Annotated in this window: 20 protein-coding genes; 14 read left to right on the top strand and 6 right to left on the bottom strand. The window is 59.8% G+C overall.

The window, feature by feature from the left end:
• Nucleotides 1-132 precede the first annotated feature (132 nt).
• The 3 genes from DHV10_RS12250 to DHV10_RS12240 all read left to right on the top strand — a co-directional run bounded on the left by DHV10_RS12250 (nt 133) and on the right by DHV10_RS12240 (nt 3,998).
• On the top strand, nt 133-1,707 hold the full coding sequence (locus tag DHV10_RS12250; RefSeq protein ID WP_162601468.1) for a FecR family protein: 1,575 nt from the start codon (nt 133-135) through the stop codon (nt 1,705-1,707).
• Between the two features lie 134 nt (nt 1,708-1,841).
• Nucleotides 1,842-3,197 carry a hypothetical protein gene (locus DHV10_RS12245; RefSeq protein WP_109486668.1) on the top strand — a complete coding sequence of 452 codons (1,356 nt, stop codon included), beginning with the start codon at nt 1,842-1,844 and terminating at the stop codon, nt 3,195-3,197.
• Nucleotides 3,198-3,251: 54 nt separating this feature from the next.
• The gene (locus DHV10_RS12240; RefSeq protein ID WP_109486667.1) at nt 3,252-3,998 is read left to right on the top strand and encodes a Stp1/IreP family PP2C-type Ser/Thr phosphatase; all 747 of its coding nucleotides are present in this window, start codon (nt 3,252-3,254) and stop codon (nt 3,996-3,998) included.
• 22 nt (nt 3,999-4,020) lie between these two features.
• Here DHV10_RS12240 and DHV10_RS12235 read toward each other — a convergent pair whose 3' ends face one another.
• Complete coding sequence (locus DHV10_RS12235; protein WP_162601467.1) at nt 4,021-4,434, bottom strand: response regulator; 414 nt, start codon at nt 4,432-4,434, stop codon at nt 4,021-4,023.
• A gap of 328 nt (nt 4,435-4,762) precedes the next feature.
• Between DHV10_RS12235 and DHV10_RS12230 the strand changes: the two genes are divergently transcribed.
• From DHV10_RS12230 to DHV10_RS12190, 9 genes are all read left to right on the top strand, one after another.
• Complete coding sequence (locus tag DHV10_RS12230; protein ID WP_109486665.1) at nt 4,763-5,056, top strand: hypothetical protein; 294 nt, start codon at nt 4,763-4,765, stop codon at nt 5,054-5,056.
• A 442-nt stretch (nt 5,057-5,498) separates the two neighbouring features.
• On the top strand, nt 5,499-6,431 hold the full coding sequence (locus DHV10_RS12225; RefSeq protein WP_109486664.1) for a glycoside hydrolase 5 family protein: 933 nt from the start codon (nt 5,499-5,501) through the stop codon (nt 6,429-6,431).
• On the top strand, nt 6,428-7,549 hold the full coding sequence (locus tag DHV10_RS12220; RefSeq protein WP_109486663.1) for an NAD-dependent epimerase/dehydratase family protein: 1,122 nt from the start codon (nt 6,428-6,430) through the stop codon (nt 7,547-7,549). The genes DHV10_RS12225 and DHV10_RS12220 overlap by 4 nt, the downstream gene beginning before the upstream one ends.
• A gap of 88 nt (nt 7,550-7,637) precedes the next feature.
• The gene (locus DHV10_RS12215) at nt 7,638-8,726 is read left to right on the top strand and encodes an SDR family NAD(P)-dependent oxidoreductase (RefSeq protein ID WP_109486662.1); all 1,089 of its coding nucleotides are present in this window, start codon (nt 7,638-7,640) and stop codon (nt 8,724-8,726) included.
• Entirely contained in the window at nt 8,723-10,045 is a 1,323-nt protein-coding gene (locus DHV10_RS12210) for a TIGR04295 family B12-binding domain-containing radical SAM protein (RefSeq protein ID WP_109486661.1), read from the top strand. The genes DHV10_RS12215 and DHV10_RS12210 overlap by 4 nt, the downstream gene beginning before the upstream one ends.
• On the top strand, nt 10,033-11,148 hold the full coding sequence (locus tag DHV10_RS12205) for a glycosyltransferase family 4 protein (RefSeq protein ID WP_109486660.1): 1,116 nt from the start codon (nt 10,033-10,035) through the stop codon (nt 11,146-11,148). The genes DHV10_RS12210 and DHV10_RS12205 overlap by 13 nt, the downstream gene beginning before the upstream one ends.
• Nucleotides 11,138-12,259 carry a CgeB family protein gene (locus tag DHV10_RS12200; RefSeq protein WP_109486659.1) on the top strand — a complete coding sequence of 374 codons (1,122 nt, stop codon included), beginning with the start codon at nt 11,138-11,140 and terminating at the stop codon, nt 12,257-12,259. The genes DHV10_RS12205 and DHV10_RS12200 overlap by 11 nt, the downstream gene beginning before the upstream one ends.
• On the top strand, nt 12,256-13,383 hold the full coding sequence (locus tag DHV10_RS12195; RefSeq protein WP_109486658.1) for a CgeB family protein: 1,128 nt from the start codon (nt 12,256-12,258) through the stop codon (nt 13,381-13,383). Before DHV10_RS12200 ends, DHV10_RS12195 begins: the two co-directional genes overlap by 4 nt.
• On the top strand, nt 13,380-14,543 hold the full coding sequence (locus DHV10_RS12190) for a CgeB family protein (protein WP_109486657.1): 1,164 nt from the start codon (nt 13,380-13,382) through the stop codon (nt 14,541-14,543). Before DHV10_RS12195 ends, DHV10_RS12190 begins: the two co-directional genes overlap by 4 nt.
• On the opposite strand, the gene DHV10_RS12185 is transcribed toward DHV10_RS12190, so the two are convergent.
• The 5 genes from DHV10_RS12185 to DHV10_RS12170 are packed head-to-tail and all read right to left on the bottom strand — an operon-like array spanning nt 14,461 to nt 18,916.
• The gene (locus tag DHV10_RS12185) at nt 14,461-15,189 is read right to left on the bottom strand and encodes an HAD family hydrolase (RefSeq protein ID WP_162601466.1); all 729 of its coding nucleotides are present in this window, start codon (nt 15,187-15,189) and stop codon (nt 14,461-14,463) included. The genes DHV10_RS12190 and DHV10_RS12185 overlap by 83 nt on opposite strands.
• Entirely contained in the window at nt 15,150-16,211 is a 1,062-nt protein-coding gene (locus DHV10_RS27115; protein ID WP_162601465.1) for a glycosyltransferase family protein, read from the bottom strand. The genes DHV10_RS12185 and DHV10_RS27115 overlap by 40 nt, the downstream gene beginning before the upstream one ends.
• On the bottom strand, nt 16,208-16,999 hold the full coding sequence (locus tag DHV10_RS12180) for a TIGR04290 family methyltransferase (RefSeq protein ID WP_109486655.1): 792 nt from the start codon (nt 16,997-16,999) through the stop codon (nt 16,208-16,210). Before DHV10_RS12180 ends, DHV10_RS27115 begins: the two co-directional genes overlap by 4 nt.
• Nucleotides 16,974-17,774 carry a sugar phosphate nucleotidyltransferase gene (locus tag DHV10_RS12175; RefSeq protein ID WP_109486654.1) on the bottom strand — a complete coding sequence of 267 codons (801 nt, stop codon included), beginning with the start codon at nt 17,772-17,774 and terminating at the stop codon, nt 16,974-16,976. The genes DHV10_RS12180 and DHV10_RS12175 overlap by 26 nt, the downstream gene beginning before the upstream one ends.
• Nucleotides 17,775-17,818: 44 nt before the next feature.
• Entirely contained in the window at nt 17,819-18,916 is a 1,098-nt protein-coding gene (locus DHV10_RS12170) for a CgeB family protein (protein WP_109486653.1), read from the bottom strand.
• Nucleotides 18,917-19,707: 791 nt separating this feature from the next.
• Between DHV10_RS12170 and DHV10_RS12165 the strand changes: the two genes are divergently transcribed.
• Both DHV10_RS12165 and DHV10_RS12160 read left to right on the top strand, forming a co-directional pair.
• Nucleotides 19,708-21,654, top strand: a complete 1,947-nt coding sequence (locus tag DHV10_RS12165; protein ID WP_109486652.1) for a 30S ribosomal protein S1 — start codon at nt 19,708-19,710, stop codon at nt 21,652-21,654.
• A 229-nt stretch (nt 21,655-21,883) separates the two neighbouring features.
• A complete protein-coding gene (locus tag DHV10_RS12160; RefSeq protein ID WP_109486651.1) occupies nt 21,884-22,438 on the top strand; it encodes an REP-associated tyrosine transposase in 555 nt (184 codons plus the stop codon).
• Nucleotides 22,439-23,092 lie beyond the last annotated feature (654 nt).

Genomic DNA, 23,092 nt, shown 5'->3' with positions numbered 1-23,092 from the left:
GAGAACCTGCAGCATCGTCAAGCCGTCAAAGAAAGTGCTACCATTTGGGGCACGGAGCGCCTGGCCGTCCGCTCGGTTCGTACGGCGCTAATCTTCAACGAGTTCGCCCAACCGATAGGGAAGGACGCGGACATGAAAAGCGATACCCTCTTCAAGGCAGTGACCTTCAAGGCAACGGCCCGCAAGGCATTGACCTTCGCAGCAGCGTTTCTGTTGGCTTCCGCGGTTTACGCTCAATCCTCTGACGCAAAACCGAACGAAGCCGCTCCCGGCACCTCAAAGGTGCGTATCGTTCGGCTCAGCCAGGTCAAAGGTGTGGTGCAGATCGACCGCCATATCGACCGCGGCTTCGAGAACGCGATCACCAACCTCCCGGTTGTTGAGAACAGTCAGATCCGTACCGGCGTCGGCCTCGCCGAAATCGAGTTTGAAGACAACAGCTCGCTCCGCATCGCCCCGAACTCGGTCGTCGACTTTCCGCGCCTCGACCGGCAAGCCTCGGGAGCAACGGCGTCCACCGTCCATCTCGTGCGCGGAACGGCCTACGTCAGCATCGTCAAGCAGCAGGACAAGAAGGCTCCTGCGAACAGCTTTGTGCTCACCTTTGGCGATCGCATGTTGAACCTAGCCCCGGCCACGCATATTCGGCTCGAGGTTGTCGATTCCAAGGCAATGCTCGCCGTGCTCGATGGGACCGTTCACACCGATGGCGAAAACGGCGGCGTTCTCGTCCCCAGGAAGAAGATGGCCACGTTCTCCATCTTCGATAAAGCCGAGCCCAGCGTCGATAAAGAAATCGCCATGAACGTCTTCGACAACTGGGATCACCAGGAGACCTCATACCACGCCAACATGGCCGCATTCAGCCGGTACAACTCGCCCTACGCATACGGCTTGAACGACATGAGCTACTACGGCTCATTCGTCGATCTGCCGGGTTGCGGCTCCATGTGGCGGCCTTACTTCGCCAGCGCGTCCTGGAATCCCTACTCCAACGGCACCTGGGCCTGGTATGGCGGGGCAGGGTACTCGTGGGTCTCTCCGTATCCATGGGCCTGGACTCCCTATCACACCGGAACATGGATGAATTGCGGCAACGCGGGTTGGGGCTGGATGCCGGGCGGAATGTGGAACGGAGTCAACAATACCTACCCCGCAACCGTGACCGGCGGAGGTTCGGGAAATGGCGGCGTTTCCCCAGGGGGACCAATTCGGGCGCCCCACGCTCCGGCTCACCCTCCAGGTCCTAAAGATCCCCCCTTGATCGCGTCCAACTCCAATCCAGCTCCGACCTCGGGAATTTCGATCGCGAACAGGTCCTTCGTTTTCCAAAAAGACTCGGCGGGTCTGGGCGTCCCCCGCGATGGCCTCGGCAAACTGGACAGGTTCTCGCATCAGGCCGCCACGCACGGAGTGGCTTCTACGCAGATCTATGCCACTGCGCCGCAGCCAACCCATGCCTACGGGGTCGGTCCAGCAGCGGGTACCGGCCACCAGGGTCTCGCGACAACGATACACCGCGGATCGCCGCCGCCTCCCTCCTACTCGTCTGGGTCGATGAGCTCTTGGTCGCGCGGGAGCGGGAACTCGGGAATGAACGGCGGTGGTGCAAGCATGGGTCCGAGCATGAGTTCCAGTATGGGAAGGTCCAGCAGTGCGCCTCCCAGCGCCCCGGTCGCATCAGCCCCCGTCGCAGTTCACAGATAGAGATGTCCGGCGTCGAACGTCCCTGTGCGCACCTTCTGGGTGCGCACAGCCGTTTTTGCCTCGTCCAGCCTGGAACTCGCAGAAATTCCCGCCCTCAGCCCTAAGCCCGCTTTGATCGGCGAAAATAGCTATCGATGCCTAAGTGCGCGTTGGGACCGGAGTGGAGAGTTTTTGTACGTCGAAGCTTTCCGATCCTTGCACTCACGGCAGCTTTACTCGTCCAGTGCGGCGGTGCGCAACTCTTCAAGCGCCACCCGAAGGACAACAAGCAGGCCGAAGAGCACAAGCCTGAATATCCCCCATCCCAGCAACCGGCTTTCAGCATCCCTGTCGAGCCTCTCGGCTTCTTCGCGCCCGGCGCCATCTATCAAGGCCAGCGCGAGAGCATGGTCTCGCTCGACTTCCTCGATGAAGGCCACCTGCTCTTCACATTTCATGCCCCTGGCCTGATCCGCCGCCAGGGGAATCCCACCGCAGCCAACGAACGCCAGATTCGCGCCGTACTCCTCAATCTCCCCGGCGGCGCTGTCGAGTCCGAGGCACTCTGGGCCGTGCACGACCGCGATCGCTACCTCTGGATGCTGAACGACGGCCACTTCCTCCTTCGTGATCGCGGCGATCTCAAACTCGGTGACTCCTCCCTCGATCTATCCCCGCTCTTTCACTTTCGCGGTCCGCTACTGTGGCTCGAGCTTGACCCAGCACAGAACCTCCTTGTCACGGACTCCCGTGAACCAGCGGAATTGAAAGCGAAGCCCAGCGATGTCTCGAGTCCACCCAGCGCCTCCACCCGCATGAGCGTCGATCAAAACTCGAGCAGCCCTTCTGGAAGAGACAATATCCCGCCCGACGCTCTCGCAAATGCAAGCCCCGATGTCGTCGTTCGCATCTTGCGCCGCCAGACCGGTCAGGTCATGCTGATGTCGCGCACGCGTAAAACTGTGCACCTCCCCGTCAACTCCGATGGCTGGGTCGAGACCCTGCGAGGAAACGGGCATGAATGGGTAATCAATCTGAAATTCTTTCGCGGAGGAAGCCGCATCATCGGGAAGATCGACTCGATGTGCACACCATCCGTGGAGTTCGTCTCCAATCCCGAGGTCCTGGTTACGGCATGCAATCCAGATCAGAGTCGCTGGATCGCCGCCATTTCCACTGACGGCAAGCGGCTGTGGAACACCTCGAAGCCGGGCACCCAGATCTGGCCCCGGCTCATCATGGCCCCCAACGGCCTGCGATTCGCGCGAGAGACTCTGCTCGCAACTCACACTGTCGATACCATCGACCCGCTCAGTTTCGACGACGTCAAAGCTCAGTGGGTCGAGGTGTACGACGCATCTACGGGAAAAGCAGTACTGACCGCCCCGGCCAGTCCAATTCTCGATGGGGGCGGCAACGTTGCCATCTCCCCTTCGGCTCGTCGCGTTGCAATTCTCGATCAGGGAGCCATTCGCGTCTACGAACTCCCGGCTCCGTCCCCCGGACCCTGACGCCGGGTATTCACGCATATGCGATGACGTGTAAACTTTCCTGCGGAGGTTCTATTGGCCACGGCGGTGGTGCGATATACGGCTGCGGCGGTCACTGACCGCGGGCGCAAACGCCCGTCCAACGAAGACGCCTTTGGGTTCTCCATCGAAGCGGGCGTATACGTCGTGTGCGACGGCATGGGTGGCGCCGCTGCCGGCGAGATCGCCAGCACCCTTGCTGTCGACGAGGTGCTCCGCTTGCTCAAGGAGCGCAAGCAGGAAGAACGAGAGTCGGAACTCCCCGCCGCGGCGGAGAGCGCCGTAACCGCTGCAAATGAAGCCATTTTCTCCAGAGCACAGCGCAATCAACGTCTCAATGGCATGGGGACCACGCTCGTGGTCATGGCCACTCAGGAACAGCACGTCTGGATCCTCAACATCGGCGACAGCCGCTGTTACCTTATGCGCCGGGGCAAGCTCGAGCAGCTGACTCAGGATCATTCACTCGTTGAGGAGCAGGTAAGGCTGGGCCGTATGACCCCGCGCGAAGCCCTGCACTCTCCTCTTAAAAACGTCATTACCCGCGCGCTCGGGACCCAGTCCCAGGTCACCCCTGATATCTTCAAGCTCGAAGCTGAGCCCGATGACATCTTCCTGCTCTGCTCCGATGGGTTGACGCGAGAGTTGCCGGATCAGACCATCGAATCCCTGCTTCTGGGCGATATCGCCCTCGAGACCATGGCCGAGAGACTCGTCGAGAGCGCGAAGAAAGCTGGCGGCCACGACAACATTACCTGCCTCCTCGTACGCGCAGAGAAGTAGCTCGCTTTTACCGTCGTGATCCTCAGTTCACTTGGGGATAGGATCCTGGCCCGGTCGGGGAGAGCAGAGTCGAAATTGCCTCCAGCATCACCGACGGATGCACCGGCTTCGCAAGGACCTCGAAGTCATGGCCTTCACTTCTCGCCTTCTGCATAAGAACTTCGACCGACGGCTGACCTGAAAACAGCAGCGCATGGCACTCCGGGAAGTTCTCCTTGAGAACAAGCGCAAGCTCGATCCCATTCATCTTCGGAAGCATTACGTCGAGAATCGCAACTTCAGGTCGCCATGTTGTGAGAAGCGGCAAAGCATCCTCAGCCGAATACACGACGCGGATCTGGTAGCCGCTCGTGGCCAGTATCTGGCCCAGCGTATCTGCCACCACTTGCTCGTCCTCGACGATAAGGATCCTTCTCTCTCCCACGCGTCCTGACATCGCCTGCCTACTTCGATGGGAGTTTTCGTTCAGCCCACTCGCATTGGAAGATGCGACGCCGCGCAAGCAAGTTGGTTGTAGTTCACTCAAAGGATTGGCTCCCGCCCCTGTCAATTGCGGCAGAGTATCTCCCATCATTTGCTGTCCCTTGTCTCGCGCGGTACTTACTTTCGCAGGAGTAGTAACGCGACTTCATTACTCTTTCCCTGATTGCGGCACTCTCTTCCGTTGTAGAGATAACCCTTCCCGTTTGCATCGTTTGCAGCATTGTCGATCCCGCATACGAGGAATAACTTTCCGTCATAAGGTTCGTGAACACGGAGAGAAGATGATGCAGACCCAGGAACGAACGACCGAAGTGATGAAAGAGGGAGCGTTGCACATGACGTATCTCGCTTCAACCAGATTCAACCTTAGTTTCCCCGAAATCCTTGAACCGGGCTCGCAGCTCGATTCCAGGTTGAGCCCCCCGCCAGCTCACCTGTTCAAGCACGTCGCGCAGGCCACACTTGCCGAGCGCTTTCCTCTGATTACGTGCTTCGCCATCTCATTCGGCCTGCTCATTTCCGCTCTGATCACTGAAGTCGAGTGCCTCAAGGGTTCAGGATACTTTTGGCGCTGATACTCCTGATATCTGCTTGCGCGTCGTAGCCCCCGCTGCGCGCAGGCAGACTACATTGCTCGTCGAGCATCCAGAGTACATTTAGATCTAAACTCACCAGAATCCGCACGCGCTGCGTAGGACGCTTTGCGAGTACGCGTACTCGTACCGGGGCCATCTCATCCCCTCTCCTATTCTCAGGTTCGTCTCAGTTCTGAATACGTACATACAATCACGTCGTTTCAGAACCCGGTAAATACCCTGAACATTCCCCGCCTACTTTGCTCGCCGATGCAACCTGAAAACATCTATGTACCTCTAAGAGACCGAGTCTGAAAGCCTTCTCGTACGAGACAACTCATCGTTGGAGCTATATTCCACCGCCCTCCAGAACGTCTCGCAAGCACGAGAGTTCGATTCAACAAGCTCGACAAAATCTGGGCGGTACCTGGGAAACCACATCATGGTCGAAGCGCTCGTGCTTTGGAACGAACCGAATAATTTGTCGCATTGGAATTTTCATCTCGATCCGGAGTGGAAGCGGTTTAGTGAGATGGTCAAGCTGGCCTCCACTGCCATTCGCAAAGTGAATCCGGATGTCCCCATCGTCCTCGGCGGTGTCTCAGCATGCGACTGCGATTTTCTGAGACTAATGGCCTCCTATGGCGTGATGGATCATGTCGACGCCGTTGGCGTACACGGCTTCCCACTCGATTGGAACCACTGGCAGATCGATGCCTGGCCTGATCGCATCTGCGAGGCGGCTCTCGTAAGCGGCAAACCAGTTTGGGTCACCGAAGTCGGAGTCTCCTCCTTCGGCGCGGAAGAGGTTCAAGCGTTCGGTCTCGACCGGACCCTGCAACTGATCCGCGGCCTCACAGATCGTGTTCACTGGTACAGCCTCTTCGACCTTCCGCCAACTTGGCCTGCCGAAACGCGCCATAAGGAAGCCGAGGGATCTTCCTATTACCGGCACTACTACCTGGGCCTCATCAGGGCCGATGGCCAGCCGAAGCTCGCCATGGATCATTTCCCCAGCGACGGCACCGTCGGTCTCTGTCAGTGGTTTCACTTCCAGGACCACCGGCTCGACGACTCGGTCAAATGGATGCAGGAGCACGGCGTGCGCTACCTGCGCACCGGCCTTAGTTGGGCAGATTCCTATCGGCCGAATGCCGTTGAATGGTTCGATCGTCAGATGGAAGCGCTGGACCCGTTCAAGGTGGCGCTGACCCTCTGCTTCACCCCCGCTCATCTCGGGGTCGAAGAGCACCATACCAGCCCGCCTCGCGATCTCGGTCAGTTCGCAGAATTTGCCGCGTGGGCCGCGGAGCGGTACACGAATCGCACCGCACTCGGTTCTCAATCTGGCGCAAAGGAAGTGGCGATCTCATGAGCAAACAAATTCTCATTACAGGCGGCGCTGGATTCGTCGGATCTCATCTCGCAGACGGTCTGCTGAAGGCCGGGCATTCCGTTCGCGTGCTCGACTGTCTCACTCCTCAGGTCCACGGCGATAGCGTTCCGGACTATTTATCACGAGATGTCGAGCTGATGGTCGGTGACATCCGAGATCCGAACGCTGTCCGCAAGGCCCTCGCCAATGTCGACGTGATCTACCACTTCGCGGCAGTCGTCGGCGTTGGGCAGTCCATGTACGAAATCAGCCGGTACATGAGCACCAACACGCAGGGTACCGCCGAGTTGCTGCAAGCGATGCTTGATCTTCGGCTTGCTCCTGAAAAGTTGGTCGTCGCATCGTCCATGTCGATCTACGGCGAAGGCAGTTACATCTGCGCATCCTGCGGCTCAAACGCTAACCCGCCCGTACGCACAACAGCGCAACTGCGCTCCGGTCGCTGGGACACCCAGTGCGAGCTCTGCGGCGGAACTCTCAAGCCGGTGCCAACCAAAGAGACAAAGCCCGGCAATCTGAACTCCGTATACGCGCTCTCCAAGCGCGACCAGGAAGAGCTTTGCCTGATCTACGGGCGTACTTACGGCATTCCAGTCACTGCGTTGCGCTTCTTCAACATCTACGGCACGCGCCAGGCGCTATCGAATCCGTACACCGGCGTCGCTGCAATCTTTGCTTCGCGCCTGTTGAACGGCCAGCCCCCCATGGTCTTCGAAGACGGCCAGCAGATGCGCGACTTCGTCAGCGTCTACGACATCGTGCGCGCCAACATGCTCGCGATCGAAAGCAGGCCCTCAGATGGCGAAGTGATTAACGTCGGCTGCGGCAAACCAATCTCGATTCTGCAAGTCGCGCAAATCCTCGCCCGATCCTTGGGCAAAGAGCTTGCCCCTGTGATCAGCCAGAAGTATCGGGCAGGCGATATTCGCCATTGCTACGCAGACCTGACAAAGGCACGCGATCTGCTCGGTTACGAGCCGCGCGTCACGCACGAAGAGGGATTCAAGGAACTGGCCGAATGGCTGGCGGAACAAGAGGCCGAAGACAAGGCCGACACCATGATTCGCGAATTGACCGCATATGGGCTCACTGCATGAACGATACGGGTTATCCGGTGAGAGATCGCCGCGGTAGCTGGGAGTTGCCGAGGAGCGCAAAAAACATACATCAAGGAGAGGGTGCCTAATGAAAGGAAACAAAGCGCGCACGGTACTCATAACAGGAGGTGCAGGATTCATCGGTTCAAACCTCGCAGAGCGTCTTCTCGAGACACCCGGCACAAAGGTTAGAATCTTCGATAATCAATCCCGCGCCGGAGTCGCGCGGAATGTCGCGTGGCTGAAGAGTAAGGCGCAAGGGAATCTGGAGATCATCGAAGGAGATGTTCGTAACACTGATTCGGTCCGCGCTGCCGTCCAAGACGTGACAGAGATCTACCACTTCGCGGCTCAGGTAGCAGTCACCACCTCCGTAGACGATCCTGGCTCCGATTTTCAGGTGAATGCCGTTGGCACCTTCAACGTGCTGGAAGCTGCACGGCAGTCGAGCCTCAAACCTTTCGTTCTCTATACATCGACAAACAAAGTCTATGGCGCCCTCGAGTCAGTGCCCGTCGTCGCAGACGGCACGCGATATCAAGCGAAAGATGAGCTGTTCCGAGGCGTGAATGAGTTTCAGTGCCTCGACTTCCACTCTCCATATGGCTGCTCAAAGGGCACGGCAGACCAGTACGTGCGCGACTACGCGCGCATCTACGACCTGCCTACGGTAGTCTTCCGCATGTCCTGCATCGCCGGACCCCGCCAGTTCGGAAATGAAGACCAGGGTTGGGTTGCGCACTTCCTCTACTCGGCATTGACGGGCAAGCGCATCACCATCTACGGCGACGGCCTTCAGGTTCGCGACGTTCTCCATGTCCACGATCTCGTGGATGCCATGGTCAAGGTCCGCGAGCAGATCGCTACAACCAGGGGGCAGGTGTTCAACGTCGGCGGCGGTCCCCAGCGCTCCTTCTCCGTGATGGAGATGTTGCACGCCATCGAAGAAACGACCGGTAAGGCAGTTCGTCTCGATCATCGCGCAGTCCGTCCTGGCGATCAGCCCCTCTACATCTCGGACACCTCCAAACTCGAACTGCTCACAGGGTGGGCTCCGCGCAGGGAACTCTCCACCATCCTCTCGGACATCCGTGAATTCTGGCGCGAAGGCCACCAGCACGCAGACTCCCCTCAACTGGTCGGTGCTCGTACCTCGGCCTTGGGAGAAGTGGCATGAAATACGCGCTGATTAATCCACACTGGAGCTTCGAGGGCTCAACCTACTTCGGCTGCCCCGAACCGCATTTCCCGCTCGAGCTTCTCTGTGCGCAGCAGGCGCTCCGCAAGGCAGGACACGAAGTCATCCTGATAGACGCCTTCATGGAGTCGCTCAATCCAGACCAGGTCCGCAAGCGTCTCGCCGGCTTCGACGAAGATTACCTCGTCATCCCGTCCGCTCCGTCTTACCTTTTTTGGCGATGCCCACAACCCGAGCTTCGCGTCCCGCGTCAATGGTTCTCCGCGCTTGAGCGCAAATCCACCAGGGTTGTGATCGGCCCGCACGGCTCGGCGACTCCGAAAGCCACGCTTGCTAAAACCGGCGCTGACGTAGTCCTCCGCGGCGAGCCCGACCAGACCCTGCCCATGCTCGCTCATGCCCCCTGGGAAACCATCGACGGTTGCTGCTGGCGCGATGCCGGCGGAACAATCCACATGGGCCAGGGACTCGGCGTCACAGACATGCGCTCCATGGGCGCACTCGACTACTCCAACTACCCGGTCGAGCTGCACAGCCATAAGCACCACATCTTCCCCGGCAACGGCGCCGATCACCTCCGCCGCGGGGCAGAAATGGAATTTGCTCGCGGATGCCCATACTCCTGCACCTTCTGCAACAAGACCCTCTTCCGCAACAAGTTTCGCGAGCGCGAACTCAGCGCCGTCGTCGAAGAGATGGATCAACTCATCGCCCGCGGCGTCGACTACATCTACTTCATCGACGAAATCTTCGGAGTGGGCAAGAACGTCCGCACCCTACTCGAAGAGATTGCCAAACGTCCTGTCTCCATTGGCTTTCAGTCGCGTATTGACCTCTGGAATGAAGAGACCCTCGATCTGCTGGGCCGCGCCCACTGTGTCTCTTTCGAATGCGGCGTCGAGTCCGTCACTGAAGAGGGTCGAGACGAGCTGAACAAGAACTGTAAGCTCACAACGGATCGCATTGGCGACCTGCTCATCTATGCGCGCAAGCGCATCCCATGGGTTCAGGCCAACCTGATCAAGACGGACAAGGATGACGCAGAGCTCGTCCGTCAATGGCAGGCAAAGCTCAAGTCCCACGGCGTCTGGGTCAGTGAGCCGGTACCCATGTTCCCATTCCCGGGCAGTCCGCTCTATGTCGAGACATTCGGCATGGCTCCCGATGAGTCGGCGTGGGAGCGCGCTCATGCCTTCTACCTGAAGCTCTTTGCAGACAAGGGCTACAGTGACATTCAGGATCAAGCGCCGGTACCGCTGGAGGAGTTGGAGAACGAGGCAAGACCATGCGCGTCCTGATGACCACAGACACCGTCGGCGGTGTCTGGACGTTGACGAAAGAACTTGCAGGTGGTCTTCTCAGGAACGGATGTTCCGTAGCCCTCGTGAGCCTAGGCCGCGCGCCATCCGCCTCTCAGCAATCCTGGGCAGACGAGCTGTGCAGCCAATGGGGAAAGTGCTTCCGCTTCGAGGCCCTCGACACCGCGCTCGAATGGATGCAGGACAATGCGCGCGCATTGTCTGATGCCGCACCAACCCTTCTCAGAATCGCAGAAGAGTTCGACGCCGACCTTCTGTTGACCAGCCAATACTGCTTTGGCGCATTTCGCTGCGACATTCCTCGTATCGTCGTTGCTCACAGCGATGTCCTGAGTTGGGCCGAGGCGTGCCGGCCCCACGGTCTCGAACGCTCACAGTGGCTCGACAGCTACACCTCCCTCGTCCAGGCCGGCCTTGATGGCGCTGACGCGGTCGTCGCTCCGACGCAGTGGATGCTTGACGCTCTCGTCCGCAACTTTTCTGTCCCGCCCGATCGCACCGTCATCCCGAACGGCCGCACCATGCCGCCGTTCCTTTCAGACTCCACACGCCGCATGCAGGCCGTCACTGCAGGACGCCTTTGGGACGAAGCTAAGAACGTAAAGCTTCTCGAGAACGTAGACTCCCCCATCCCGCTGCTGATTGCCGGTGAGACCCGGCTCCAGTCTGAATCTTTATCGCAGACGCAGGATGGCTCCGACATCCGTCTTCTTGGCTCGCTCGACGAAGCCGGCATGCTCACGCTTCTTCGCCAGAGCGCCATTTACATCTGCACCTCCCGTTATGAGCCATTCGGCCTGGCCCCGCTTGAAGCAGCGCAATGCGGCTGCGCGGTGCTCGCCAATGACATTCCATCTCTGCGCGAGGTATGGGGCGACTCAGCCCTCTACTTCACCGGCCCCGAGTCGCTCTCCAGTTGGCTCTGGCGTCTCAGCGATCACCCCTGGCTGCTCCGCGAGGCCCAGGAGATCGCAAAACAGCATGCAAGCCAATTTACAGCCGAGCGCATGACCTCGCGCTACCTCGAACTTTTCCGCTCAGTTGTGAAGCAATCCACGCTGGTCGCTACTCATGTCGCGTAAGTTCCAAATCGCATACTTCGCGCACGCCATCCGCTCCGACTGGAACAACGGCAACGCGCACTTTCTACGCGGTCTTCTGCGCAGCCTGGGCCAATGCAGACACAACGTCACCGTCTACGAGCCTGACGACGGCTGGTCGATCGAGAACCTCCGCCAGGAAAAGAACGGCCGACAGTCCCTTCAGCAGTTCGCAACTACCTACCCGGAGCTCCAAATAAACACCTACTGCGCACCCGACCTCATCGGTGAAGGCGCCGCCCAACGCTGGCGCAGTGCACTGCGCGGAAAGGAAATCGTAATCCTGCACGAGTGGAACCCACCGGAGCTCGCTCACCTTCTTCTCGAACTCCGCGACGAGCTAGGCTTCCGTCTGCTCTTCCATGACACGCACCATCGCGCCTCATCATCACCCGAACAGATCCGACTCTTCGGCACCGACAAGTTTGACGGCGTCCTGGCATTCGGCGAGGCCCTCCGAACCATCTACCGCCATCGCTTCAACATCCAGCGCGTCTGGACGCTCCACGAGGCAGCTGACACCACAGTCTTCCGTCCCATCGCCCACGAGAAACAGCGCGACGTCGTCTGGATCGGAAACTGGGGCGATGATGAGCGCTCCGTCGAAATCTGCCAGTTTCTTCTCCATCCCGCTAGCGAACTTCGCCAGTACCGGTTCTCCATCTATGGCGTCCGCTACCCCGGCGAGGCTCTCCGCGCCCTCAACAGCGCCGGAGTCGAGTACGGCGGCTACCTGCCTAACCTGGATGGGCCCCCCACCTATGCCGCTTCGCGCCTCACCATGCACATTCCGCGCCAGCAGTATGTCGGAGCCATGTCCGGAATCCCTACGATCCGCGTCTTTGAAGCGCTCGCCTCTGGCATTCCGCTCATCTCCGCCCCATGGCCCGACACGGAACAGCTCTTTCGCGAAGGGGATTTCCTCTACGTGCGGAACGCAAAAGAATCCGTCGCCGCCATTGAGCACCTGCTCGGCGACCATGAGGCCGTATCCCAGCAGGCCCAGCGTGGGCTCCAAACAGTGCTCGCCCGCCACACGTGCATGCATCGTGCGCAACAACTCACTGAAATCTGCGAGGAAGTGATCGGATGAAGATATTCGTCTTCGGCTCCAGCATCGTATCGTCCTACTGGAACGGCGCAGCCACCTACTACCGCGGAGTCTACAAGTACCTCGCGCGCCAGGGGCACGAGATTACCTTCGCCGAGCCGGATGCCTACGGCCGCCAGGAGCACCGCGATGCTGAAGACGTTTCCTTTGTCCGCTCGCTTATCTATCGACCCGGAGTAGACATCGACGCAATGCTTCAACGCGCCGCCGGCGCCGACGTCGTCATCAAACACAGCGGTCTGGGTGCAGACGACGAGCTCCTCGAGCAGCGCGTTCTGGAGTGCTCTTCCCATTCCATCGTCTGCTTCTGGGACGTTGATGCTCCGGCCACCATCGCTCGCATGCACGACAATCCTGATGACCCGATGCGCGGCGCCATCCCGCAGTACGACGCAATTCTCACCTACGGCGGCGGCCCTGAAATTCAGCACGCCTACACACAGCTCGGCGCTCGCGCCTACTACAGCATTTACAACGGCCTCGACGTCGACACCCATCACCCCGTTCCCGCAGAGCCCGAACTGCAGTGCGATGTCGCCTTCATCGGCAACCGGCTGCCCGACCGCGAAGCTCGTGTCGAAGATCTCTTTCTGCGTGCCGCTGAACTCGCCCCTGACAAGCGGTTCATCCTCGGTGGAGAAGGCTGGGGCGACAAGTCTCTGCCGAAAAACGTGCGCTGGATCGGCCACGTCCCCACGCACCGTCACAATGCAGTCAATTGCTCCGCGGGCATGGTCATGAACATCAATCGCTCCTCCATGGCTGCCTACGGATTCGCGCCTCCCACGCGAGTCTTCGAAGTCGCGGGCGCGGGCGCATGCATGCTCTGCGATGAATGGCCCGGCATCGAGCACTTCTTCGAGCCCGGCAGCGAGATCATCGTCATCGACAGTCCTGAAGAAGTCGTCGCCGCCCTCGCGCTCCACGATGATGCCGCGAGGAAGCAGATCGGAGAAGCATTCCACGCGCGCGCTCTACGCGATCACACCTATGCCCGGCGCGCCAAAGACGCTGAACTCGCATTCCGCGAGTGCCTGCAGCGCAAGAAAACAGCAATGGTAGCTAGCGCGGCCGGAATCACGGCCATGACTGGAGAAGTTGCATGAAGATTGTCATCTACGGGCTCGCAATTACGTCCTCGTGGGGCAATGGTCATGCCACCACTTACCGTTCACTCTGCAAGGCCCTCGCCCGCCGTGGCCACCAGATCCACTTCGTTGAAAAGAACGTCGAATGGTTTCGCGACAACCGCGACATGCCGCATCCCGAATTCTGCAAGGTCCACCTCTATACCGACTGGCTCGAGAGCGAACGCAACCTCGTCCGGCTCAGCAAAGATGCAGATGCCGTCGTAGTCGGATCGTATTTCCCCGACGCTCTCGCCGCAACTGAGGCGCTGCTTGCTGCTGGCTGTGGCCCCTTGCTCTTCTACGACATCGATACGCCGATCACGATCTCCAGGCTGAGAGCCGAGGGCCGGGCTGAATACATTACCGCAGAGCAAATCTCACATTTCTCTGCATACCTTAGCTTCACCGGCGGTCCAGTGCTGCGCGAAATTGAAGAGCGCTTCAACTCACCATGCGCGGTTCCGTTCTACTGCTCGGTGGACCCAGAGCTATACCGGCCCAAGCCCGTTATGCGCGACTTTGAATGTGCGCTGAGCTACCTCGGAACGCATGCTTCAGATCGCCAGCCCAAACTCATGAACCTCCTCAATGGCACGGCTGAGCTCATGCCCGAGTCGCGCTTCATCGTCGCCGGAGCGCAATATCCAAAAGACACGCCTTGGGCGAAGAACGTTGAGCGCATTACTCATCTCTCCCCTCCCGATCACCCTTCGTTCTACTGCTCATCGAAGTTCACCCTGAACCTCACCCGCGATGAAATGGTCGCCGCTGGTTACTCGCCTTCCGTTCGGCTGTTCGAAGCATCGGCTTGCGGAGCTGCCATCGTTTCGGATTACTGGAAGGGCCTCGAGCATGTCCTCACGCCCAATCAGGAAGTGCTGCTTCCAAAGGACGCCTATGAAGTAGCTCAGATCATTCGCACCATGCCCGACGCGGAAAGAACGCGCATGGGTCTTAACGCACGTGAGCGCATCCTCTCTGCACACACGGCTGCGCATCGCGCAATCGAGTTCGAGCAGATTGTGAACCGCTGCAGTGGAACTTCTGCCCGAGTTAAGGAAGCAGCTCGGAAAGCGACGAAAGGCACAGGTCCGGTTGTTCCCGAGAAAGCTCTTCGCGCGGGTGTATGCCCGTAGCGACTGCAATCACTTCGATTCCGTGATGCTGCGCAGCCCGTACATCGGCCGGCGTATCGCCCACCGCACAGATCGCCGCATCCGGCCCCGCTAAATCACAAGCTCGCTCCAGCGCACGCTTATAGACGTCCGCGCGAGTCTCCAGCCCGTCGCTGAACGCGAAAAAGTCGAAGTTCTGCAATAAGCCGCAAGCGTCGAGCTTGATCTTGCCAATCGATTCCAGATTTCCCGTCGCCACCCCCAGCACCGCTTTTTTCGCGCGCAGATGCTGCAATACCTCGCGCGTCGCCGGAAGAGCCTCCGTGATGATCTCGTCTCGATTCGCCTCAACGTACGCAGCCATGGACATGCAAGCCTCCGGTACGCGCGGACGCCAGTCGGCCTCCGCCACCCCCGCCAGATTCAGCGCGTCGCGCAAAATTCCGATGTCCGTATTGCCGTGAGCCGTTACGCCATCCAGGTTCAGTTCGCGGCCTGCAAGCGCCTTGAGCGCTTCACAAAAAGCGAAGTAGTGAACGGCGTCCTTGCAGTTCAGCAAGGTTCCGTCCACATCGAACAGATAGGCGTCGAACTCGTCCCACGGCCTCGTCAGCGACCCGCGAGGGCCTAGGCGATCATCTGCGGCCGGCTGCAAAGTTGATTCCATGTGTGAAGTTCCTGTCGTACATCGGCGATCAACCCCGCCCAGTCTCCCGCAGTGTGTTGCCGGAAGAGCCGCAGAGACGGATACCACGGGCTCGTCGCGCCACGTGCCATCCATCGCCAGTCCGCTGCGCCTTGCAGCAGAACCCATGCCGGAATGCCCATCGCCCCCGCCAGATGCGCCGCCAGCGTATCCACCGTGATCACCAAATCCAGTTGCGAGATTACGCAGGCCAGATTCAGGATTCCCTCGCCAAGATCAGCCGAGTCGCGCAGCCGCGGAGACGGCGGCAGCATTTGCCAGTCCGCCTGTGCCGCGCCACCCTGCAGACTCCAGAATTCGCATTCCGGCTGCCTCAGCAGCTCCGAGAACACAGGGAAGGGAATCGATCGATGATGGTTCCACTCTCCCCCTGCCCACACCACTCCGACCCGGGGATGATTCCGACCCAGCTTGCGATTGACGCAGTTACACCGGCTCTGTGGCAGATGCATGTAGTTCTGCGCAATCGGCAGATCGCTCACTACTGTTCGAAAGATGTACGGCAACTCCATCACTTCGATCTGCGCATCCCACTTCGTCGGGGCAACGGGAGCGAGCCGTCCCCAAGTTATGACGTGGTCCACCCCCTCGATGTACGGCGCAAGCTCGTACAGCGCGGGCGGCACCTCATACGTGACTTCGGCTGCCAGGCTCCGCAACTGCGGTGCATACCGCAGAAACTGAATCGCGTCTCCGTATCCGTGCAGGCACCGGACAATCACGTTTCGGTCCTTCAGGCTCTCGCCGCTCCACATCCGGTGCGGGTCGGGACCTCCGCGTCCGCGAATCGCATCCGACTCTTGCCACGCGGCCGCGAAGTCTCCGGCGAACATATGCGCCATCCACCGCCCAGCCGCGCACCGGTCCGGATCGGCGCCGCAAGCCTCAGCAGCATCGAAGAGCCGCTTCGCTCCGGCTTCACGCCGATCCAGCGAATCTTCCGCAAATTCCAGCTGCTCCATTCCACGACCCGCCTTGCTCATGCCTTCCCCCGTCCCGTAGCTGGATACACGCAATGTGGTCCATCCGGCGGCACTTCCACCGGTTTCCATCTGCAGATGTAGACCTCGTCTTCCGGCTGCGAGCAAATCGTAAAACCTGACGAACGCAGCATGGCTTCCACGCACGCGCGGTTCGGCACCCACCAGTTCGTCTCGTCGTGCGAGTACCGGTGCTCCACGAAATGCATTTTCGGATACCCGGGCTCGTCGAAGTGCGCATCCGCGTGGAAATCGTAGTCCGGATCGACGTGCGCTATCGACCGGCTTCCTCGTTGCATGCTTTGGAAGAGCAGCAGATCGCGAGCTACATGCTCATGGATGAGATCGAGCGCCAGCAACGGGTGCCGCAGGTGATACAGCACGCCCATGAAGATGACGAGATCGAACCGCTCGTTCAAGCCTCCCAGTTCCCACACCGACATACGGCGAAACTCAACATCCATCTCGGATACTTCCGCCGCGAATCGCGCCTGCGCCAGGTAGTGGTCGTCAGTGTCGATGCCGAGCACGCGCTCGGCGCCGCGCCGCTTCATCTCCAGCGAATAGAACCCGCCATTGCATCCGATGTCGAGCACGGTCTTCCCGCGCAGGTCCTGAGGCAACGCATCGCTGAACCGTTCGTATTTGATCTGCGGATAGTCCCCAAGGAAATGGTCGGGCGCAGTCTGCACGCCGCCTAGCCGCATGTTATGAAACCACGGTCCCAGCGCGGCAATGCGCTCCTTCAGGCTGCTGACCTCTTCTTCAGCGTGAAGCGGTGTCGATGGCATTGGATTGTTGTTCCTCCTGGGCGACAGTCGCATGCGAGTACGCGTTTGAGAATGAACCTTCTTCCAGCAAGCGGATTGCGGAGCGGTATCCGTGCAGGGTCCCTACGTCGACGTAGCCTCGCCCCGCTCGTATCGCGATGGCACGTCCTCCATCGGCGAGCCATGCGTTAATCAGAGTGCCGAAGTACTCGTCTCCTCGATCGGGCCTGCGCCACAAATCGTAGAGTTCGTGAAATACACAGCCCGGCATCTTGAATGCTCCCCATATCCAGTTCGTACCGGCGTTCTTCTGCTTCACCTGGATTTCGCGAACGCTGTCGTCCTCATCCGTAAGCACCGCATCGAAGAACTGCGGCTGCTCCACTGGGAAGAGCAGAAACGACAGCACATCTTCCGGCAACTGTTTCAGCGCATCCTCGGGAAACCACACCGTGTCCGGAAGCCCGACAACAACCGACTCGTCCGCAGCCACAAACGGCCGCGCCCTGAACACCGCATCGCAAAGCCCCCCCGGCTGCGGCTGAACCGCATACATGATGTCCGCGCCCCACAGCCGCGAGCCGTAGTAGTGCAGAATGTCGCCCTTTCCCGGCGAGATGATGAAGCAGAGCTTGTCAGCGCCGCCCCGTATCATGCGCTCCACCAGGTACTCGCTTACTGCCCGTGGCCTCTCGCTGCCTTCCTCGATGCGGCTCCCCACTGGGAGCAGCTCCTTTGAAAAAGCAAGCGGCTGAATGCGATTACCCGCCCCCGCCGCTGGAATGATTCCCCACATACGCAGCCCTCAATGAAAAATGCGTCTCAAGCTTTCGTGCTTGATCACTGCAGTTCGGTCGCTGCTTGCACGCGATCGCTCACGCCTTCGCAAATTCCTTCCAACTCCATGACGCGCCGTTCTGCAGTATGGTTGGCCAGCACACGTTCGCGAGCGGCTTCTGCAATGCGCCGCAGCTCGGCCTCAGGCAACGAGAGCGCTTCAATCACGTCCTCACTCGTGTCGACGCGCAGTATCTCCTGCCCGGGCGTCAGGAACATTTCCAGCCCATCCCACCCGTCGCTCACAATCGGAACGCCGCAAGCCGCAGCCTCGAAGAGCCTTCCCGACGGGCAATATCCGTACTCCGCCATCACTCTCCGCGTGATATTCAGCGTGGCTCGCGACGAGCAGAAGAACGCGGGGTGAAGCTGCGGAGCCAGGTGCGGCACAAATGCCACATTCGGCAGCGACGAAAACGACTCTGGATACTGGGCTCCCGCAAGCTGAAAAGTCTCGTTCCGCAGCCGCCGCGCCGGATCTAGGAACAACATCTCCAGAGCCTGCTGCCGATCGCTCGCAAACGTACCCAGATACGAGAGAATCCCGCGGTACTGATCGAGCGAAGGAACAGGGAAGTGCGCTTCGGGATCCACCGATCCATATAGAGGCGCAACCGTCCGCGCGCCCAGCCTCGACTGCAACTCGCTGAGTGCCCGGCCCCCGGTATAGCTCAGGACAAGATCAAAGTCTCCCAGCCCATCCGGCGGCAGGTACGCCACCGTCTCGCCGTTCGCCAGCGCCGTCAGAGTGACCGGCGTATCGAGATCGTAGAAGCACTTGATCTCCGCGCGCGAGCTCAGAATCAGCTCCGCGGCTGCCGCCCCATCCGGGCAGTAGCTCGTAAACATTCCGACGTCAGCTGAGTTCAGATCCCGCAACGCCCGCCCGCGAATCTCCTCCAGCGAGTTGTAGAGCTTCAAATCAATTCCGCGCGGCGGAGCCCAGTCATCGCGATTATCCGCATAATACGAAACATCGTGTTCGTAGAAGCTGGCGGTATGGCCTCGCTTGGCAAGAGCCTTCAGCAGCGCACGCCACAGCGTCGCGTGCCCGTTCCCCCACGATGAGGAAACGGTCAGCCCAAAAATGACGATGTGCATCGACTGCTCCTGATTCGGTAGGACCCTGATCTGCGCGACATAAAAAAGTTAGGTATAGGGCCGCCGAATCCGATCGCGACGACACCGAGCTTAGAATCTCCGCAAAACACAGTCGTCGTGCACGTGGCGATAAGGGCTTACCACGAAGGCTGGCGTAAGTTGAGACGCCCCAAAACCCAAGCGGGTTGTTTGTACATTCCTCACCCCGCTCGCATCAGATATCAGCACTCTTGAAGGCTGGTCAGGAAAGAGTCGCTCTCCACGTTCCCCCACTCCACCCCGGAGGTTCGCCATCAAATACTGAGAAGCGAATTCGGGTCGGCTGCTGAACTCCGCAGCGGACACGTCCTTCCAGACCTCCCCAAACTCCGCCAATCCCGGCGAATGAGCCACAGTCCCGCGCCTGAGTCCAACTCGCCCCCTCCCTCATCAAATACGTAGCCAACCCCTCCAGCCGAAGGCCGCGGCAAGCCCCTGCCCAAAGCGTTGGATTGACTGAAAATTCTGACCATTGCTACACTTGAAAGCGTAGCTTCCTGCGCGGATTCCAGCAGTTAGCTGCGGCCGCCTTCCAGCCAGCCGTCGCCTGCCTGGTATTTCCCTTGCGGACGAGTCGTTTCCAAGCCAGTTTTCTGGCCCGAAACCCCGTCCCTGTGAAATGCCATTGCTCACAGGCCCCAGCCATCAGGAGAGCGCGCTACCCGCATCCTTCGTTCACCGTGACATCGGATGCGACCCGTCGGCCAACCGCAAGGCCCGTCGCCGGGGCAGGAATCGCGGAGCTTGCTGTCATGCCAAACGTCCTCAATCCAGAACCCGAGAGCATAACCCTGAACACCGAACTCGAAACCCCAACGCTCGAACCTGCGACTGAGCTCGAAGCTCAGCCGTCCGAATCCACGTCCAACCCCGAGACCGCCGAAGCACAACATATTGCTGCCCCAGCGCTGGACGCCGATGCCTCAACCGAGCCTGTAGCCCAGGCCGCCCCTGCAGAAACGCACCAACACTCTGCAGCCCAGGCCGACCACAGCGCCGAATCCAATGAAGACTTCTCAGCTGCCCTCGAGGCTTTCGAGCGCGAGCAGGCCGCTGAAGCTGCTGCCGTCGAGGCCTACGGAGACAAAATCGTCTCCGGCACCGTCGTCAAGCAGACTGAGAAACACCTCGTGGTCGATGTCGGCCTCAAGTCCGAGGGCCTCGTGCCCCTCGAGCAGGTCACCGACCACACTGGCGCAGTCAAGTTCCAGCCCGGCGAAGTCATCGACGTGGTCATCGAACGCGAAGAGCCCGAGGGCGGCTATCTCGTCAGCTACGAGAAAGCCCAGCGCCTCCGCGTGTGGGACACCATCGAAAAGCATGCCAACGACAAGACTCCGGTCATCGGCACCGTCGTCAGCCGCGTCAAGGGTGGCCTCACCGTCGACATCGGCATGAAGGCCTTCCTGCCCGGCTCGCAGCTTGAGATCCGTCCCGTCCGCAACCTCGACGGCTATCTCGGCCAGCAGATCGAAGTCCGCGTCATCAAGCTCAACAAAAAGCGCGGCAACGTCGTCGTCTCCCGCAAAGAGATCCTCGAGGAAGAGCAGAACGCCAAGCGCTCCACCACCCTCGAGCACCTCGGCGAGGGCGCTATTCTCACCGGCACCGTCAAGAACCTCACCGACTACGGCGCGTTCGTCGACCTCGGCGGCATCGACGGCCTCCTTCACATCACCGACATGAGCTGGGGACGCCTCACCCACCCCCGCGATCTGGTCAACGTCGGCGACGAGATCCAGGTCAAGGTGCTCAAGTTCGACAAAGAGAAGCAGCGCGTCTCGCTCGGCTTCAAGCAGCTCACGCCCGACCCGTGGCTCGATGCCTCTGAGCGCTACCCCGTGGGAGCACACGTCCACGGCCGCGTCCTGTCCGTCACCGACTACGGCGCGTTCGTCGAGCTCGAGCAGGGCATTGAAGGCCTGGTTCACCTCTCTGAGATGACCTGGTCCAAGCGCCTCAAGCACCCCTCCAAGCTGGTCAAGCCCGGCGACGAGGTCGACACGGTTGTCCTCAGCGTCAACCCCGCCGACCGCCGCATCTCGCTCGGCATGAAGCAGCTCCTCGAGAACCCGTGGGAGAACCTCACCGAGCGCTATCCCGCCGGAACCGTCGTCGAGGGTCGCGTTCGCAACCTCACCGACTTCGGCGCCTTCATCGAAATCGAGGATGGCATCGACGGCCTCGTCCACGTCTCCAACCTGAGCTGGACCAAGCGCGTCAAGCATCCTTCTGAAGTCGTCAAGAAGGGCGAGAAGGTCAAGGCAGTCGTTCTCGGCGTTGAGCCGCAGAACCGCCGCCTGAGCCTCGGCATCAAGCAGCTTCAGCCCGATGTGTGGGAGAGCTTCTTCGCTACTCACCGCGTCGGCGATGTGGTCCACGGCAAGGTCCTCCGGACCGCGCAGTTCGGCGCTTTCGTTGAAATTGCCGAGGGCGTTGAAGGCCTCTGCCACATCTCTGAAGCCAGCGAAATGCCCGGCGAAGCCTCCAAGCTCGAAGTCGGCCAGGAGCACGAGTTCAAGATCATCAAGATCAACGTCGAAGAGAAGAAGGTGGGTCTCAGCCTTCGCGCGGTCAGCGGCCACGAAGCCAGCCGCGCCCAGGTCGAGAGCTACAAGGAGCACGCCCACAAGGCGCCCGTCTCCAGCTCCACCACCACCCTCGGCGACCTCATCAACTGGCGCAAGAACGAGCGGTAATCACTCGTTCTTATCCGGCACACCAGAACGGCCACCCCCAAGGGTGGCCGTTCTGCTTTCATTGAAGCCTCTCCAAGAAGTGGGTGCCCCGTCCTAGCTTTGCTAGGGCGGGAACAATAAACCTCATCGGCAACAACAGTGGGTGCCCCGTCCTAGCTCTGCTAGGGCGGGTTGACGGGAGTCTCCACAATCACAGACAGATCGGCCTTCTCAGATACATCCTGCAATCATGCCCTCGGGACTCCGCAGGATTCAGCAAGCCTCACAACTCCACTTCATCACTTTCAGTTGTTACCAAAGACAGCCGAAGCTCTTGGAGGTCCACGCTCGCGCCGTCTTCGAAAGATCTCTGGAACTGACCCGTCTCGCCTATGGATTCTGCGTGGCAGGCTATGTCGTCATGCCGGAGCACGTTCATCTTCTTCTCTCAGAACCGGACGCGGGCCCGCTCTCGACCGCTCTGCAAGCACTCAAACAGTCTGTATCTCGAAAGCTCGCACTTCGAGCCCGAGAACCGTATTGGCAGGCGCGCTACTACGACTTCAATGTTTGGAGCGAAGAGAAGCGCATCGAGAAGCTCCGGTACATTCATCGCAATCCAGTCCGTCGCGGTTTGGTGGACAAACCTGAAGACTGGGAATGGTCAAGCTTCCGACACTATGCAACGGGATTGGAGGGTGTTGTCGGAATTGAATCAGAGTGGACCGTCCAGAGACGAGAGAAGAACGGTGTCCGCCTCATTGTTCGCAAAAAACCCGCGAGCCAGTTCAACCTTAGCAAGTAAATCATAACGACGGGTGCCCCATCCAAGCTCCACCTCGGCGGTAACGAAGGACTTCAACCATCATTGTGGGTGCCCCGTCCTAGCTTTGCTAGGGCGGGAACAGAGAACTGTTCGGCCACAAACCGTGGGTGCCCCGTCCAAGCTATGCTTGGGCGGGAATCTAACGAGCATCACTCGTCCGTCTTACTCGTGATATTGTCCATCCGAACCCGAGCCCAACAACGCCGCAGTCGTCCTCACACCGCAAACACAACAACGCTGTCATCCTGAGCGCACGGGGCCCCACGCGTTTTCTTCAGCGTGGGGGTGGTAAGCGAAGGATCTGCTTTTGCTCTTCCTTTCGACTCGAGTGGACCACAGAGTGAAAACTTGAAGTCACAATTTGTGACTTCAAGTTCAGCCTGTGCCGGACCCTCTTCCTCATCACTCAGGAATCGACCGGGAGCGAGCAGCAGCCTTCATGCTGCTGAAGACTCGAAGCGAATACGCCATGACCTGCAGGTCCGGACGCCGGCAACATGGAGCGTGTGATCCAAACCGCTCATGAACCACCCCGACTGTCATCCCGAGCGCAGGCGAGGGACCCGCAGTTCATGCTCGTGGAACAATCCATCTGAACCCTAGCCCAATTGCGCCCCAGTCGTCCTCATAAGG

This window comes from Occallatibacter savannae (genome assembly GCF_003131205.1).
In the GTDB taxonomy this organism is placed as follows: domain Bacteria; phylum Acidobacteriota; class Terriglobia; order Terriglobales; family Acidobacteriaceae; genus Telmatobacter; species Telmatobacter savannae.
The sequence above is the reverse complement of the archived record's forward strand: the minus strand, read 5'-3'. Positions and strand labels throughout refer to the sequence as shown.

Excerpts from the sequence above, each read along its gene's own strand:
- DHV10_RS12245 (WP_109486668.1), top strand. The coding sequence starts at position 1,842 with ATGCCTAAGTGCGCGTTGGGACCGGAGTGGAGAGTTTTTGTACGTCGA.
- DHV10_RS12215 (WP_109486662.1), top strand. The coding sequence starts at position 7,638 with ATGAAAGGAAACAAAGCGCGCACGGTACTCATAACAGGAGGTGCAGGA.
- DHV10_RS12200 (WP_109486659.1), top strand. The coding sequence starts at position 11,138 with ATGTCGCGTAAGTTCCAAATCGCATACTTCGCGCACGCCATCCGCTCC.
- DHV10_RS12250 (WP_162601468.1), top strand. The coding sequence starts at position 133 with ATGAAAAGCGATACCCTCTTCAAGGCAGTGACCTTCAAGGCAACGGCC.
- DHV10_RS27115 (WP_162601465.1), bottom strand. The coding sequence starts at position 16,211 with ATGAGCAAGGCGGGTCGTGGAATGGAGCAGCTGGAATTTGCGGAAGAT.
- DHV10_RS12225 (WP_109486664.1), top strand. The coding sequence starts at position 5,499 with ATGGTCGAAGCGCTCGTGCTTTGGAACGAACCGAATAATTTGTCGCAT.
- DHV10_RS12160 (WP_109486651.1), top strand. The coding sequence starts at position 21,884 with ATGCCCTCGGGACTCCGCAGGATTCAGCAAGCCTCACAACTCCACTTC.
- DHV10_RS12180 (WP_109486655.1), bottom strand. The coding sequence starts at position 16,999 with ATGCCATCGACACCGCTTCACGCTGAAGAAGAGGTCAGCAGCCTGAAG.
- DHV10_RS12165 (WP_109486652.1), top strand. The coding sequence starts at position 19,708 with ATGCCAAACGTCCTCAATCCAGAACCCGAGAGCATAACCCTGAACACC.
- DHV10_RS12185 (WP_162601466.1), bottom strand. The coding sequence starts at position 15,189 with ATGGAATCAACTTTGCAGCCGGCCGCAGATGATCGCCTAGGCCCTCGC.
- DHV10_RS12190 (WP_109486657.1), top strand. The coding sequence starts at position 13,380 with ATGAAGATTGTCATCTACGGGCTCGCAATTACGTCCTCGTGGGGCAAT.
- DHV10_RS12175 (WP_109486654.1), bottom strand. The coding sequence starts at position 17,774 with ATGTGGGGAATCATTCCAGCGGCGGGGGCGGGTAATCGCATTCAGCCG.
- DHV10_RS12235 (WP_162601467.1), bottom strand. The coding sequence starts at position 4,434 with ATGTCAGGACGCGTGGGAGAGAGAAGGATCCTTATCGTCGAGGACGAG.
- DHV10_RS12195 (WP_109486658.1), top strand. The coding sequence starts at position 12,256 with ATGAAGATATTCGTCTTCGGCTCCAGCATCGTATCGTCCTACTGGAAC.
- DHV10_RS12205 (WP_109486660.1), top strand. The coding sequence starts at position 10,033 with ATGCGCGTCCTGATGACCACAGACACCGTCGGCGGTGTCTGGACGTTG.
- DHV10_RS12220 (WP_109486663.1), top strand. The coding sequence starts at position 6,428 with ATGAGCAAACAAATTCTCATTACAGGCGGCGCTGGATTCGTCGGATCT.
- DHV10_RS12230 (WP_109486665.1), top strand. The coding sequence starts at position 4,763 with ATGATGCAGACCCAGGAACGAACGACCGAAGTGATGAAAGAGGGAGCG.
- DHV10_RS12170 (WP_109486653.1), bottom strand. The coding sequence starts at position 18,916 with ATGCACATCGTCATTTTTGGGCTGACCGTTTCCTCATCGTGGGGGAAC.
- DHV10_RS12210 (WP_109486661.1), top strand. The coding sequence starts at position 8,723 with ATGAAATACGCGCTGATTAATCCACACTGGAGCTTCGAGGGCTCAACC.